The following is a 14682-nucleotide window of genomic DNA, read 5'->3' on the forward strand; positions in this document are numbered from 1 at the left end:
CCGTAGCAACCGGATTAAGCCTCCCTGACAATCAGCCACAATGGCAAAGGCGTTCATTGCCAGATCGAATAAATTCGACCTCTGATCGATCCCGTACATTCGCAGTCTTGCCCCCATGCACAGGTCAATACGGAGTCCCATGACCAATATGAAGACACCTGAAGACGTGGTCGCTGCGTTTCAAGCAGCCTGGAATGATCACGACATGGCCGCTTTCGGCCGCTTGTTTGGTCAGGACGCAACGTTTGTCAATCGCTTTGGTCACTATGTCCGAGGCGTTGAACAGGTAGTGGCGCTTCATGTCCCTATCCACGAGACGATCTATCGCGATTCGACATTGCAGAACGAGCTAATCGATATTGCCTGCGTTGCCGAGGGAGTTGCTGTTATACATTTCTGGAGCCGTCTAACTGCAGATGCAAGCCATCCGGCTGGGCCACACGTCATAGATACGGTGATCCAAGCAGTGCTCACAAGACAGGATGCAGCATGGCGAATTCAAGCGCTGGAGAATACGACTCTTACCAACCCTCGGACGGGTGAGATAGTCCTGCGCGGCTAAAAGACCGGCCCTTCTCTGTTTAGCAGCACCAAAGGTCATCTGAACCATATAGCCAAGCGTTGAAGGGTCCGTTCTCGACAGAAAGGTATGGCAACTTCTGGCCGATTGATGACGCCCCGCACCCATTGGCTGCCTGTCCTCAATCGGCCCCTCAAGGTGCAGCCCGGAAGTTAGCTTTGCGGTGCTGCGCTCACAAGTAGCTAGGCCCGGCTTCGGCCAATAGCGGCCAGTCAATGCGATTGTTTGGTGGGCGGCTTTAGTTTAGGGTTGTGGGATACCTGCCCGGAACGACTCCCCACGCGACGATCGCTCCCTGCCTGAGGGCAGGTGTCGCACAAGCCTCGATGGTGGAAACCGCGGAACACTTCTGTGTCGGTGTTCTGGGCGCAAACGCTATGGGGATTAAAGCGTTGCTCCTGCAAGCTTGGGCACTCTAATCAAGCTGTTCAGCCCGCTCCAACCTGGGAATGCAACCCGCAGGCGACGCCAAGCGCAGGTGTTCATGCCTGTGTGGCACCTGCTGGTAGTCCTATTGCATGCCCAGCCCTGCTTGCTGCAGAGACAGGCGCGCCAATCCCCTGTCGAATGGCTCATGAGCATCGACCTTGCTAGTAAATGAATGATCGGCAAGCTGTTCATGATGCTGGCGGTGCACGGATGGCCTGCCAGCATTGCAGGATCACCATGGCTTTGCCGCAGTGACGGCAGACAAAGGCTGGTGCAGTTCCTGCCTCTGCCTCTGGCTTGGCTGTTTTGTTCAAACTTGCTGTGTCATTGATGGCGGCCTGCATGGGAGTGGTTTGCAGCAGTTCACGGGCCAGTGCCAGACAGCTCTTGCGGGCCCCGTTGGCCAGCAAGCCGTAGTGCCTGATGCGGTGGAAGCCGCAGGGCAGCACATGCAGCAAGAATCGGCGCATGAACTCTTCGGGAGCCAGGGTCATAGTCTTGTGCCGTGTGCGGCCCTTGGCCCGGTAGTCCTTGTACTTGAAGCGCACGCCATGCTCATCCATGGCAACCAGCCGGCTATTGGAGATGGCGACGCGGTGCGTGTAGCGTGAGAGGTAGGCCAGCACTGCTTGCGGCCCAGCGAATGGTCGCTTGGCATAAACCACCCATTCACATTGGCGCATGGGGGCCAGCCATTGTTGGAAGTACGCTGCATTGGCCAGCGCTGCCAGTGTCCCAAAGAATCGGAGTCTGCCGGCTTGATGAAGACGCTCAAGCTCTTCAATAAAGCGTCTGCGCATCAGCCGGGACAGCACACGCACCGGCAGAAAGAAGCCGGGTCGGCAAGCCCTCCAGCATTGACCGCCATCTGCCAAGCCGCCTCCAGGCACGATCCCGTGCACATGCGGGTGATGGGTCAAGGCCGATCCCCAGGTGTGTAGTACCAACGTTGCCCCGATGCGAGCGCCCAGGTGTTTGTGATCTGCAGCGATGGTTTGCAGCACCTCGGCGGCAACATCAAACAGCAGCCCATAGAGCACCGCCTTGTTCTGGTAGGCCAGATCCGCAATGGGCGCAGGTAAGGTGAAGACCACGTGGTAATACTGCACGGGCAATAGGTCGCTCTGGCGGGCTTCAAGCCAGCGTTTGGCTGCAGCACTTTGGCACTTGGGGCAGTGGCGGTTGCGGCAGGAGTTATAGGAGACTTGCTCGGCAGCACAGTCTTCGCAGCGCAAAACATGACCACCCAGTGCCGCTGTGCGGCACTGTTCGATGGCCGACATCACTTTGAGCTGAGACAGGCTCAGGTGACCACGTTGGCTCTCACGCCAAGCAGCGCCATGTTGGAGAAAGATGTCGGCGACCTCCAGGGAGGGCCGCTGCACGAGTGCCTCTCAACTCGGCAGCATTGGCTCCAGCGGACCCATCACTTCCCGCAGCAGATCGGTCGCCACATGGGCGTAGATGGAAGTCGTCTCCAGCTTCTGGTGTCCCAGCAGCACTTGAATCACACGAATATCGACCTTGCGCTCCAGCAGGTGTGTGGCAAAACTATGGCGCAAAGTATGCGTCGTGACACGTTTGTCGATACCAGCGGCCTCGGCTGCAGCGTGCACCGCTCGGTTGAGCTGACGAATCGTCAGTGGCTCCAAGACCGTCATGCCAGGGAACAGCCAGCCACCGGGCAGCATCTTGCCCTGGGCATGTGCCAAATGCCACCAGGTGCGAAGGCGCTGAAGAACCACCGGGCTGAGCATGGCGTAACGATCCTTGGCACCCTTGCCTTGCTCGATGCGCAGGGTCATGCGCTGGCTATCGACATCTGTGACCTTCAAATGCACAACCTCGCTGGCACGAAGACCTGCGCCATAGGCCACGGACAGCGCCACTTGGTGCTTGATGTTGTAGGCGGCAGCCAGCAACCGTGAGACTTCTTCGTGGCTGAGCACCACAGGCAAGGTGCGAGGCAGCTTCACGGGCTGCATCTTGCCCATCAGCTCAATGTGGCCCAGCGTCACATCAAAGAAGAACTTCAGGCCCGTCAACGTGGCGTTGAGCGTTGTGGGTGATGAACCCGCATCGACCAAGTGGAGCTGGAAGTTGCGCAAATCCTCCACGGTGGCCGTGTCCGGGGAGCGCTTCAGATAGGCGGCCAGATTGCACACGGCACGAATATAGGCATCCTGGGTGCGAGGCTGGAGCTTGCGCATTCTCATGTCGTCGAGCATGCGCTGACGCAACGGGGAGATGGTTTGAATCGAGGGGGTCATGATCGCGCTCCTGTCGAAGAACGAGGCCGATTGCCTCATTCGTCAACATAGAGAGGGGCGCGATATGTACCTTGCGTCATGGCCTTCGCGTCGGATTACCGCGCGAGCGGTTTAGTCCTCAGATTGAGAGAGGTCATCAAGCTTTGACTGCTCAACGACTCCTGTTGGCCAATAATCACAAAAGAAAATGAGCCCTCTACGAAGCACAGCGCAATCGAAATAGGAAGACAAGCTCCTTACTGCGATCTGTCCGCCAAGTACTCAGTCAGCAGATCCACGCCATGTTTTTCGGGTGTTTCTGGCACCAGCAAGCCAATTGCGGCCAGTGTGGAGGGAAACTGTAGCGCCAACACTTGCAGCCAGCCTGCCTGTACAAAGGGCTGAACCACGCTGAGCGGCGTTAGCGCCACTGCATCCGTGGTGCGCAGGTACTCCAATAGCATGGGCAGGGAGCGCGTGATCAGAGGTGAATGCTGAGGTAATTGCTCGCAGGCTTCGAACAAGCGTTCGAAAGCTTCATGCATCTGCGTGGACAGGGGGGCCAGAACCCATCGCTGTCCAAGCATCTGGTTTGCATGCAATACACGCTTGCGTTGCAGCGGATGGGTGGGCCCGGCTACTGCAACCACCTTGTCCTCCAACAGTGGCACGAAACGCATCCCGCTGGCGACGACTGCGGGCTCGCGCACGAGCACCATATCGAGCGTGCGCGCCGCCAGCCCAGCTAACAGAGCATGGTGACTGTCTTCCACCACCTCCACACGCAATTGCGGATGCTGCTGAAGAAATGGCGCTAGCTCCCGGCCTAGAAAGCCCGACAAGGCACCTGTAATAGCCCCCACGCTGAGCACACCCTGCGCGCCTTCCGCGGCCGCAGCCAACATCTCTGCGCAGCCAGTGAGTGAGCCCAGCATGCTGCGCAACAGCGGTAGTAGGTCGCGGCAGATCAACGTGGGGCGTACTCCGCGTGCGTGACGCTCAAAGAGCGGCAAACCCACCATCCGCTCCAATTCAGACAAAGCTTTGGTCGCTGATGACTGCGTTTGTCCCACCACTTCGGCTGCGCGCTGGATGCTGCCCAGGTCGGCAATCAGCACGAGCAGCTGCAACTGACGCAACCGCGTGCGCGCCAACAAACGATTGAGCAAGGCCGAAGAGCGCCCTGAATTGGGCAAGTGCGAGGTAGTCGTAGATTGCATAGCTAAGTGCAATTTAGCACCTGAAAGATGGATCTCATGCCCCAGACTTGCCCTTGCCCGCTATCGAGGCTTGCCATCAATAAGGAGACGCATCATGACCTCTATGCCCCACTCATTTGCCCGTCGTCTGTTCTGCACGGCAGCCACTGTCAGCACTGCCTGGGCGCTGGCAGCCTCTGCCATGGCGGCAGGTTTTCCGGACAAACCCATCACCTTGGTCGTGCCCTTCGCCTCGGGCGGCTCCATTGATGCCGCCATCCGCGTGGTGCAGCCCAGGCTATCGGCTGAACTGGGTCAGCCCGTGGTGATCGAAAACCTGGGCGGTGCTGGCGGTGCCCTGGGAGCGGCCAAAGTAGCCAACGCCGCCAAGGATGGGTATACGCTGCTGGTGGGCTCCATCAACGATGTGGTGCTGGTACCCGTGCTCAACAAAAACGTGCGCTACGAACCCAAGGACTTTGTGCCCATCGGTCCTATCAGCTCGAACTCGCCACTGCTGGTGGCACGCAAGGATTTGCCTGCGAATGATTTGGATGGCGTGATTGCTGCGTTGCGTGCCAAGCCGGAATCTATCAGCTATGGCAGCCCCGGCATGGGCACCATGCAGCATCTGGTGATGGAAGACCTTCAGCAACGCGCCAATGTGCGAATGCTGCATGCACCTTACAAGGGCGCTGGCCCGCTGCTGACAGATTTGCTGGGGGGGCAGATCGACTTGGCTGTCATGGTGCCAGCAACTGCCCTGCCGCATATCCAGGCCGGTCGCATCAAGGTTCTGGGAGTGGCGAGTTTGCAGCGACAGCCCATGATCAAGAACATTCCCACGCTCAACGAGGGCAAGGTCGTCAAGGGTCTGGAGATGAGTGGCTGGATGGGCCTGCTGGCTCCTAAGGGTGTCGCACCGGATCGCATAGCTCGTCTGAAGACGGCATTGGAAGCTGCGCTTGCATCAAAAGGCGTTCCCGAGCAACTGACAGCCATGGGCATGCAAGTGGCGACGGCGACCGAGCAGCGCCAATTTGCCGATCAAATTGCGCGCGACGAGGCCAAAGCCCGTAGTTTGAGCGTGAAATTGCAATAAGAGAGCACCATGCCCATCATTCAAGCCATTGCCGACAACCCCGAATTCCGTCAGATTCGCCGCGACTTGCATGCCCATCCTGAACTTGGCTTTCAGGAAGAGCGCACCAGCGCGTTGGTGGCCAACTACCTGCAACACTGGGGCTATGAGGTCACGCGCGGCGTGGGCGGAACGGGCGTGGTCGGCACGCTCAGGCGCGGCCAGGGAGCGCGCCGCATAGGTCTGCGTGCCGACATGGATGCGCTGCCCATGCAGGAGCTCAATACCTTTGCACACCGTTCACAGCACGCAGGTCGTATGCATGCCTGCGGCCATGACGGCCACACGGCGACACTGTTGGCAGCTGCCTGGTATCTAGCCCAAAGCGGCAAGTTTGACGGCACGCTGCACTGCATTTTTCAGCCCGCTGAAGAAGGCGGACAGGCTGGCGCGCGCGCCATGATTGAGGACGGCCTCTTTGAGCGCTTTGACTGCGATGCGGTCTTTGGCCTGCACAACGCCCCGGGACGTGCCATAGGCAGCTTTGGCGTGCGAGCCGGACCATTCATGAGCTCCAGCAACCGCTTTCGCATTGATGTCAAAGGCAAGGGGACACATGCCTCACAGCCTGACACAGGTGTGGACCCACTGATGTGCGCGGGCCAGATCCTCATGGGTCTTCAGACCATCATCTCGCGCAATCGCACGCCTGATGATGCGGCTGTGCTGTCCGTCACGCAAATCCACGGTGGCGATGCCGTCAATGTGATTCCCGACAGTGCCTGGCTGGGCGGGACTGTGCGCGCGCAAAGTGCAGACACATTGGACATGATCGAGCAGCGCATGAAGGATATCGTCCAAGGCTCGGCCACGGCCTATGACTGTGAAGCACAGTTGCACTTTGAGCGTAGCTATCCGGCGCTGGTCAATGACCCCGAGCAGACGGCATTTGCGGTGCCGGTCATGCAGGAAGTCGTTGGTATCGAGCAGGTCGATGACAACGCGCCTCGGCTGACAAACTCCGAGGACTTTGCCTTCATGCTGCAGCAACGTCCCGGCTGCTATGTATTGCTGGGCAATGGAGAGGGTGACCACCGCCTGCCCGGCCATGGTCCTGGACCCTGCCAGGTGCACAACCCATCGTATGACTTCAACGATGCGCTGATTCCCGTCGGGGCCAGCTATTTTGTGCGACTGGTGGAGCGCTTCCTGAAGTGAAGTGCTGCAAGGCAAGAATTGATACTGACATCAGTGATCGTCATCCGCGTCGGTACTTGGATAACTGCTGTGGAAGCATGACTAGGAAGTAACGATACAGCTAGGACTGACTGCATTTGCTAAAAGCAGTCGTCGCTGACCAAGAATCGAAGGACTGCACGGGTCGATCGCTGGCGGGCTCGGTGGGCTGCTGATAGTTACCCTCCGTGTATCGCGTTGCCCCGTGAAGTCTGCCATCCGGCGACAGACCGCTCGTACAGCCAGAAGCAGTCCCTTGCGGGAACATCTTCAAAGGCTGCTACTGGCCGACAGTGACCGGTAGGGCCCCTGAGCTGCCGATCAGTTGTAGGTAAAGCGGCCAGCCATCACCACTTTGGTATGCTGGGTCTGGTTGATAGACAGCCATATTTAGCTTAAGCATGACCCTGGAGTTCAAGCGCCTTACCGAAGTTGACCTGATAGACATCATTTCGCTCAACAACAATCCCGATGTGCTAAGGCAAATGCCGCTTGGAAGTGCAAACTTCGACCTAGCGAAGGCAAAAGAATGGGTCCAGCAAAAAGATGCACAGTGGCTGCAATATGGCTATGGTCCGTGGGCATTTCTAATTGATCAGAAATTTGCTGGCTGGGGCGGCTTGCAGTACGAAGAAGGTGACGCCGATCTAGCTTTAGTGCTTCACCCTGACTTCTGGGGGAGTGGAAAAGCGATTTGCCAAGAGATTGCTAAACATGCATTCACCTCTCAGGGGCTGGAGTCCATAACAATTTTGCTTCCACCCTCAAGGACGAGAATTAAAGGGATTTTCAGGCTGGGCTTCCAGCCTGACGGCGAAGTTGACATTGAAGGTGCTCGCTTTCAGCGTTTTCGCCTTTATGCACCCAACGAACCAGTTCCGTCAGATAGCTGAGCAGTGTGCATGAAGTCGGCCTCCTATCCAGCGACCAGATTGACCAACTGGATTTGGCCGACCAGAGACCATCCCGAAGATCTTGATCTCACACTTTCTGATTTGAAATAAAACAGCGGCCAGCGCATTTGCTTCATACGCTGGCCGCTCTCTTTTTGATACCTGATTCAGTGCGTTGCAGGGCGTCGTGATGCCAGCTTGCGCACCTCGTTGACCATCAGATCAATCTCCTCGAAGGTGTTGTAGAAGGCAACCGAGGGACGCACCGCCGTCTCCACCCCAAAGCGCCGCAGAATCGGCTGCGCGCAATGGTGGCCGGTGCGCACGGCGATGCCCTCATGGTTCAGCGCCTTGCCCACTTCGTCGGTGGTATACCCGTCCAGCACAAAGGACAGCGCACTGGCCTTGCCCGGCACGGTGCCAATCAGGCGCAGGCCGGGGATGGTGGCCAGCTGCTGCATGCCGTAGTCCACCAGGGCATGCTCGTAGCGGCTGATGGCTTCGATGCCGATACGCTCCACATATTCCAGCGCTGCGCCCAGGCCTACGGCATCGGCGATATTGCCGGTGCCCGCCTCGAAGGTATTGGGCAGGGGCTGGAACAAGGTTTTCTCAAACGTCACATCGGCAATCATGTTGCCGCCGCCTTGCCAGGGCGGCATGGCTTCGAGCACCTCGCGGCGGCCCCAGAGCACACCGATGCCGGTGGGGGCAAAGATCTTGTGGCCCGAGAAGACAAAGAAATCCGCACCAATGTCCTGCACGTTGACCGGCGTGTGTGCAATGGACTGCGCGCCGTCGATTAGCGTGGTGATGCCTCGCGCCCTGGCGCGTGCCACCACTTCCTTGACCGGAACCACGGTGCCCAGCACATTGGAGACATGGCCGATGGCAACCAGTTTTGTGCGGTCGTTCAGCAGCTTTTCGTATTCGTCGAGGCGAATCTGGCCCTGATCATCGACCGGAATCACGCGCAGCCTGGCACCCTTGGCCTGCGCCAGCTGCTGCCAGGGCACGATGTTGGCGTGGTGCTCCAGGTGGCTGACGATAATCTCGTCGCCTTCGCCCACGTTTTTTCCGCCCCAGCTCTGGGCCACAAGGTTGATGGCCTCGGTGGTGCCGCGCACAAAAATCACCTCGCGCGCATCGGGCGCATGGATAAAGCGGCGCACCACTTCACGCGCGTGCTCGTAGGCATCCGTGGCACGGGCAGCCAGTGTGTGGGCCGCGCGGTGGATGTTGGAGTTTTCATGCTCGTAGAAATGCGCAATGCGCTCTATCACCTGGCGTGGCTTGTGTGTGGTGGCGGCATTGTCCAGCCACACCAGTGGCTTGCCGTTGATACGCTCGGCCAGGATCGGAAAGTCGCGGCGCACGGCGTTGACGTCGAAGCCGGGGTGGCGGTCGGCCCGGGCCTGCGGCGTGCTGGCAGTTTGCCCATGCGGATGGGGCTTGGCCGGAGTGACAAAGCCGCTGGGCAAGGTAACCGCATCCACAAAATAAAACCGGGGCGCCGTGCTGACAGGCGCGGCACTGGCGGGCAACGATGACTGAGACGAGACGGCCCCTAATCCCAGATCGGGCACATCCACAAAGCGGGGACGCGGGGCTCCAGCAGACAAGGCATGCAGCGCCTGCTGGCTCAAGGTATCCAGGCTGTCTGGAGCAACTGCCGTTGGAGCCTGCGGCAGATTCGCGCTGTCCGTGAGCCCCGCCAGGCGCGGCTCATAGGCAGGCAGCGCGGCAAAGGCTTTGTCAGGCACGCCATTGCCGGCCTGCGCCTGCGGCAGTGCTGCCGGCGCACGGTTGACCAGCGAGAGCGAGGTGGCGGGGCTGGACGGCAGCAGATTGCTGCCCGGCACCTGTCCCTGCAACGGCGAAGTACCTGGCACATTGGGCGAAAAGCCCGAGGGCGCTGCCAGCGGCGAGCCGCCGGGTGCCCATGTCGCAGGCGGCTGTGCGCCCTGCACGGGCAAGGCAGGTGCATCGCCTGGCAGGCTGCGAAACAGGCTGCTGGCCAGCTGCGCCAGCACCGCCGGATCAATGGGCGGCTGGGCACTGGCGGGCGCAATATTTGCAATATCGGAACTCAAGACCGTTCCTCCTGAATGAATCGCGAACTCGCTGGCAGGCATCGGAATCGATAGCCGCCAACGCTTTAAAACCAAGGGCTGCGGCGACTTTTACTTGTAGGTATCCAGTGCCGAGTAGTCGTGGTAACGGTCGATGCGCACATCGTCCAGCACCGCCAGCGCATCGGGCGTCAGCACCGCCAGCGAGCAGTACAGCGAGATCAGATAGGAGCTGATGGCCTGATCGTTGATGCCCATGAAGCGCACGGACAGACCCGGGCTTTGCTCGCCCGCCAGACCCGGCTGGAACAGGCCCACCACGCCCTGGCGGCGATCGCCCACGCGCAGCAGGATGATGCTGCTCTTGCCATCGGCCACGGGAATCTTGTCCGAGGGAATCAGCGGCACACCGCGCCAGGTGATGAACTGGCTGCCAAACAGGCTCACCGTGGGTGGCGGCGTGCCACGGCGCGTGGCTTCGCGGCCAAAGGCCGCAATCGTCAGCGGGTGGGCCAGGAAGAAGGCAGGTTCCTTCCACACCTTGGTCAGCAACTCGTCCAGGTCGTCGGGGGTGGGCGCGCCGCCGTCGTTCAGGGGGAAGATGCGCTGCTCGTCCGTCACCTGCGCCAGCAGACCATAGGAGGCGTTGTTGATCAGCTCGCTTTCCTGGTTCTCCTTGATGGTTTCTATGGTCAGGCGCAACTGTTCCTTGATCTGGTCGTGCGGGCTGCTGTACAGATCGGAGATGCGCGTATGCACATCGAGCACCGTGGAGACCGCATTCAGGAAATACTCTCGCGGCGCTTCGTCGTAATCCACAAAGGTGCGCGGCAGCTGGTTTTCAAACTGCTTGGCCGTGCAGGTGACTTTGATGTCCTCGGGGTTCCTGACCTGATTGACGCGGTAGATACCCGCTTCCACCGGCACCCACTGCAGCAGATGGGTGAGCCAGCGAGGCGTGATGGTGGCCAGCTGAGGCGCGGTCTTGGTAGCGTTGGCAAGTTGGCGGGCGGCGTTGTCGCCCAGAGTGTGCAAGGTTGTCATGAAGCTTGGTTACAGCGGTTGGGAGAACGGGTTGGGAAAAATCTTGAAAGCTCAGGCCGCAGCGGGCAGCGGATGGACTTTTTCCACCGGGCTGGTCTGGGAGACATGGGTTTGCGGCGGCACGTCCTGCGTGACCCAGACATTGCCGCCGATGACGGCACCACGGCCAATCGTGATGCGGCCCAGAATCGTGGCGCCGGCATAGATCACCACGTCGTCCTGCACGACGGGATGGCGCGGCCAGCCTTTTTGCAGATGGCCCTGGGCATCGCGCGGAAAGCGCTTGGCCCCCAGAGTCACCGCCTGGTAGATGCGCACATTGCGGCCAATCACCGCCGTCTCGCCCACCACCACGCCGGTGCCGTGGTCGATGAAGCAGCCCGCGCCAATGCGTGCGCCGGGGTGGATGTCTATGCCCGTCTGGCCATGGGCCAGCTCGGCCACCATGCGCGCCAGCAGCGGCAGCTCCAGCCGGTACAGCACATGGGCAATGCGGTGATGGATCAGCGCCAGCACGCCGGGGTAGCTGAGCACGACTTCGTCCACACTCTGCGCCGCCGGGTCGCCATGAAAGGCAGCCAGCACATCCACATCCAGCAGCTTGCGCAGACCGGGCAGCTCCCTGGCAAATTCGTGCACGGCCTTGGCGGCACGCAGCTCATGGGCACGCTCGCTGTGTTCGCTATCGCGGTCACCGTCCTGGCGGGCGCGGTAGCGCAGCTCGATACGGGCCTGGTCCTGCAACGTCTGCAAGGCGGTATCCAGCGTGTGGCCGATATAAAAGTCTTCGCTGGACTGGCGCAGCTCGGTCGGCCCCAGGCGCAATGGATAGAGCACGCCCTTGAGCGACTCTATGGCCTGCGTCACCGCGTCCCGCGAAGGAAACTCACGCTGAGCCGTATCGGTGCGGCCCTGCTGTACACGCCACTGCTCGCGCACCTGGCGCAGCTCGGCAACGATTTCGGGGATGGGAAAGTCACTCATCATTCACCTCTTTTCAGAGTCAAAACAGCCCACAACGCTTTCTCTCAAAGCGCTGACAGCTACTATTTTTGAAATTCAAAAAACCGTTATGGCTTGAAAACCGGCGTGCCCCAAGTCAGAGACGGCCAGCAAGGGCCGCCCCGCAGCCAAGGCCGTCGTCCCCTTCAGGGGGAAGCCGCGCAGCGGCTCAGGGGGCTCAATCCTGCACCCAGGGCAAGCCGTGGAAGCGCCAGCCATCGCCTTTGCCGCGGTGCTGGGCCTCGTCCAGCTCGCCTTCAAAGCCTTCGCTGATATTGAAGACATGGGCCAGACCGGCCTTGGCCGCTTCCTGCGCAGCCAGTGTGGAGCGCTTGCCGCTGCGGCACAGCAGCAAGGCGATGGGGGGAACATTCGGCTGGGCACCCCCCTCCTGCGTCCGCCTTGCCAGCAGTGCCGTCAGTTCACGCACAAAACGCGGGTTGCGCGACAGTGCCGTACCCGTAGCCCAGGGTACATGGGCGCTGCCAGGCACATGACCCACAAACTTGCGCTCTTCGGCGGTGCGTACATCGACCAGCAGGGCCAGGCCCTGCTCCACCAGTTGCCAGGCCTCACGCGGGGGGATGGAGCCGGCAAATGACAAGCCTTGCGCCGCGGCCTGAGCCGCAGCTTCTTTCAGCGCGGGAAGGTTGGAGACATCTGTCATGACTGATTCATCTAAAGAATTCAATGAGCTCATGCTGCGCCCAATAAGACATTCCAACAACGAACAAAAATCAGATTGCTTATGCGAAAAACAAGGATCAAACCGCTTCTAACTGCACGGCCTCACGAACCACCTCGGCGGTCAGCGTGGGCACAAAGCTTTCAATGAAGGCATAGGCATAGCCGCGCAGCCAGGCACCGCGGCGCAATGCCAGCCGCGTCAGATTGACTTCGAACAGATGACGCGCGTCGATGGCATGCAGATGGCGGTCACGCTCGGCATCAAAAGCGATGGACGCGATGATGCCCACGCCCATGCCCAGTTCCACATAGGTCTTGACCACATCGGCATCCATGGCGGTCAGCACCACATCGGGTGCCAGCCCTGCCTTCGCAAACGCCTTGTCGATATGGGCGCGGCCCGTGTAGCCCTGCTCGTAGGTGATGATGGGATGACACGCCAGCGCCTGCAGCGACACGGGGCCGGGCTCATCGAGCAAGGGATGGCCCGGCGGCACCACAATGCTGTGCGACCAACGGTAGCAGGGCAAGGTGGCCAGTTGCTCGTAACTGCCCAGCGCCTCGGTGGCCACGCCGATATCGGCTTCGCCCGAGATCAGCATTTCGGCCACCTGGCGCGGCGAGCCCTGGTGCAGATGCAAGGACACCTGGGGGTACAGCGCACGAAAGTCGCGCACCACCTGCGGCAGCGCATAGCGCGCCTGGGAATGGGTGGCGGCAATCGACAGGCAGCCCTGCTCGCTGGCCCGAAAATCCTCGCCGGCACGGCGCAGATTGTCGGCTTCGAGCAGCATGCGCTCGACGATGGGCAGCAAGGTCGTTCCCGGCGGTGTCAGCCCCGTCAGTCGCTTGCCCGCGCGCACAAAGATGTCGATGCCCAGCTCATCCTCCAGCTCCCGAATCTGCCGGCTCACGCCTGGCTGGGAGGTATGGAGCATGGCTGCCACTTCGGTGAGATTGAAACCCCGTCGCACGGCCTCGCGCACGGATCGCAGTTGCTGAAAATTCATTTTTTGATAGCTGCTGACGCTTTCTCCTCTTGCGTCAGCAGCTGTTTTCTCTTGTTTTCTATCAGATCGCCCAGCGCAGCCCTGTCGCGGGTACGCCGGGCCAGCTGTCCTGGGTAGGAGCCTGGGCCACATCGGTCTCGGGCTTTTGCAGCACGCGGTCCAGAATGCGGGTCTCCAGCGCCGCAAAGCGTGCATCGCCATGCACGCGCGGGCGCGGCAGGTCGATGCGCTCGTCGAGTGCAATGCGGCCGTCCTCGATCAGCACCACACGGTCTGCCAGGGCCACGGCCTCCTGCACGTCGTGGGTGACCAGCAAGGCCGTGAATCCGCGGCTGCGCCACAGACCTTCGATCAGCCTGTGCATCTCGATGCGCGTAAGCGCATCCAGCGCGCCCAGGGGCTCATCGAGCAGCAGCAGGCGCGGCTGGTGCACCAGGGCCCGCGCCAGGGCCACACGCTGGCGCTGGCCGCCAGACAGGCGCGCGGGCCATTCCTTCTCGCGGTCGGCCAGGCCGACCTGGGCCAGTACCTCGCGCCCTCTTTCGCGTGCCGAAGCAGGCAGGCCCAGAATCACGTTGTCCAGCACCCGCAGCCAGGGCAGCAGGCGCGCATCCTGAAACATGATGCGCGTGTCTTTCTTGGCCACTCTGGCCTCATGTGCATCCCCGCCATCCGCCAGCACCTGGCCGTCGCTGGCTTCTTCCAGCCCCGCCACCAGCCGCAGCAAGGTGGACTTGCCGCAGCCGCTGCGCCCCACGATGGCAATGAACTCTCCGGGTTGCACATCAAGCTGCACCTGCTTGAGCACCTCGCGCTCGCCATAGCGCTTGGTCAGCTGCCGGGTCTGCAGATGCACGCCGGGCAACTGGCTGCGCTCGGCCAGCGCAGCTGCCCTGACCTCGCCCGCCTGCTCCTGCTCTGCCTCCCCGGTCTTGCCCCGCTGCTTGTCGCCCGCCAGCAAGGCCTCGGTCTCTTCCCACGATGCCTCCCAGGCCACCAGCGGCCGCCGCGCATTCATGGTTCCGGCACTGACCAGAGACTGCGTCAAACGATTCCACAAATTGCCCATCACAAACTCCTGTCTTTTCTGTTCAAAACTGGCGCAGCACATGTGCGTGACAGCGAGCAAGCGCCGCCGCGCAGCGAGGCTGTCGTCCCCCTCCCGAAGAGAGAGGGGGAAGCGGCAAAGCCGCTCAGGGG

At 60.8% G+C, this 14682-nt stretch carries 13 protein-coding genes; 4 read left to right on the forward strand and 9 right to left on the reverse strand.

All coding sequences use genetic code 11. The features are described 5' to 3' along the window. Nucleotides 1-139 precede the first annotated feature (139 nt). The gene (locus QMY55_RS15155; RefSeq protein WP_283485013.1) at nucleotides 140-562 is read left to right on the forward strand and encodes an SgcJ/EcaC family oxidoreductase; all 423 of its coding nucleotides are present in this window, start codon (nucleotides 140-142) and stop codon (nucleotides 560-562) included. A gap of 635 nt (nucleotides 563-1197) precedes the next feature. Here the strand turns inward: QMY55_RS15155 and QMY55_RS15160 are convergent. The 3 genes from QMY55_RS15160 to QMY55_RS15170 all read right to left on the reverse strand — a co-directional run bounded on the left by QMY55_RS15160 (nucleotide 1198) and on the right by QMY55_RS15170 (nucleotide 4478). Then, the gene (locus QMY55_RS15160) at nucleotides 1198-2394 is read right to left on the reverse strand and encodes an IS91 family transposase (protein WP_224648616.1); all 1197 of its coding nucleotides are present in this window, start codon (nucleotides 2392-2394) and stop codon (nucleotides 1198-1200) included. Between the two features lie 9 nt (nucleotides 2395-2403). Next, nucleotides 2404-3279 carry a tyrosine-type recombinase/integrase gene (locus QMY55_RS15165; RefSeq protein ID WP_283485014.1) on the reverse strand — a complete coding sequence of 292 codons (876 nt, stop codon included), beginning with the start codon at nucleotides 3277-3279 and terminating at the stop codon, nucleotides 2404-2406. 236 nt (nucleotides 3280-3515) lie between these two features. Further along, a complete protein-coding gene (locus tag QMY55_RS15170; RefSeq protein ID WP_283485015.1) occupies nucleotides 3516-4478 on the reverse strand; it encodes a LysR family transcriptional regulator in 963 nt (320 codons plus the stop codon). Nucleotides 4479-4572: 94 nt separating this feature from the next. Here QMY55_RS15170 and QMY55_RS15175 point away from each other — a divergent pair, with 94 nt between their 5' ends. The 3 genes from QMY55_RS15175 to QMY55_RS15185 all read left to right on the forward strand — a co-directional run bounded on the left by QMY55_RS15175 (nucleotide 4573) and on the right by QMY55_RS15185 (nucleotide 7667). Further along, nucleotides 4573-5559 carry a Bug family tripartite tricarboxylate transporter substrate binding protein gene (locus QMY55_RS15175; RefSeq protein WP_283485016.1) on the forward strand — a complete coding sequence of 329 codons (987 nt, stop codon included), beginning with the start codon at nucleotides 4573-4575 and terminating at the stop codon, nucleotides 5557-5559. 9 nt (nucleotides 5560-5568) lie between these two features. Further along, nucleotides 5569-6756 (forward strand): M20 aminoacylase family protein, encoded by a 1188-nt coding sequence (locus tag QMY55_RS15180; protein ID WP_283485017.1) that lies wholly within the window; start codon nucleotides 5569-5571, stop codon nucleotides 6754-6756. A 419-nt stretch (nucleotides 6757-7175) separates the two neighbouring features. Next, on the forward strand, nucleotides 7176-7667 hold the full coding sequence (locus tag QMY55_RS15185) for a GNAT family N-acetyltransferase (protein WP_283485018.1): 492 nt from the start codon (nucleotides 7176-7178) through the stop codon (nucleotides 7665-7667). Between the two features lie 167 nt (nucleotides 7668-7834). Here the strand turns inward: QMY55_RS15185 and QMY55_RS15190 are convergent, their stop codons facing one another. The 6 genes from QMY55_RS15190 to QMY55_RS15215 all read right to left on the reverse strand — a co-directional run bounded on the left by QMY55_RS15190 (nucleotide 7835) and on the right by QMY55_RS15215 (nucleotide 14551). After that, the gene (locus QMY55_RS15190) at nucleotides 7835-9802 is read right to left on the reverse strand and encodes a family 2A encapsulin nanocompartment cargo protein cysteine desulfurase (protein WP_283485019.1); all 1968 of its coding nucleotides are present in this window, start codon (nucleotides 9800-9802) and stop codon (nucleotides 7835-7837) included. Between the two features lie 48 nt (nucleotides 9803-9850). Next, a complete protein-coding gene (locus tag QMY55_RS15195; RefSeq protein ID WP_283485020.1) occupies nucleotides 9851-10783 on the reverse strand; it encodes a family 2A encapsulin nanocompartment shell protein in 933 nt (310 codons plus the stop codon). A gap of 51 nt (nucleotides 10784-10834) precedes the next feature. Further along, nucleotides 10835-11767, reverse strand: coding sequence for a serine O-acetyltransferase EpsC (gene epsC / locus QMY55_RS15200; RefSeq protein ID WP_283485022.1), 933 nt, complete (start codon nucleotides 11765-11767; stop codon nucleotides 10835-10837). A gap of 196 nt (nucleotides 11768-11963) precedes the next feature. After that, a complete protein-coding gene (locus QMY55_RS15205) occupies nucleotides 11964-12452 on the reverse strand; it encodes a rhodanese-like domain-containing protein (protein ID WP_283485023.1) in 489 nt (162 codons plus the stop codon). 97 nt (nucleotides 12453-12549) lie between these two features. Further along, a complete protein-coding gene (locus tag QMY55_RS15210; protein WP_283485024.1) occupies nucleotides 12550-13482 on the reverse strand; it encodes a CysB family HTH-type transcriptional regulator in 933 nt (310 codons plus the stop codon). Between the two features lie 61 nt (nucleotides 13483-13543). Beyond that, nucleotides 13544-14551, reverse strand: coding sequence for an ATP-binding cassette domain-containing protein (locus QMY55_RS15215; RefSeq protein WP_283485025.1), 1008 nt, complete (start codon nucleotides 14549-14551; stop codon nucleotides 13544-13546). Between the last annotated feature and the right edge of the window lie 131 nt (nucleotides 14552-14682).

It is taken from the genome of Comamonas resistens, from assembly GCF_030064165.1.
Classification (GTDB): domain Bacteria; phylum Pseudomonadota; class Gammaproteobacteria; order Burkholderiales; family Burkholderiaceae_C; genus Comamonas; species Comamonas resistens.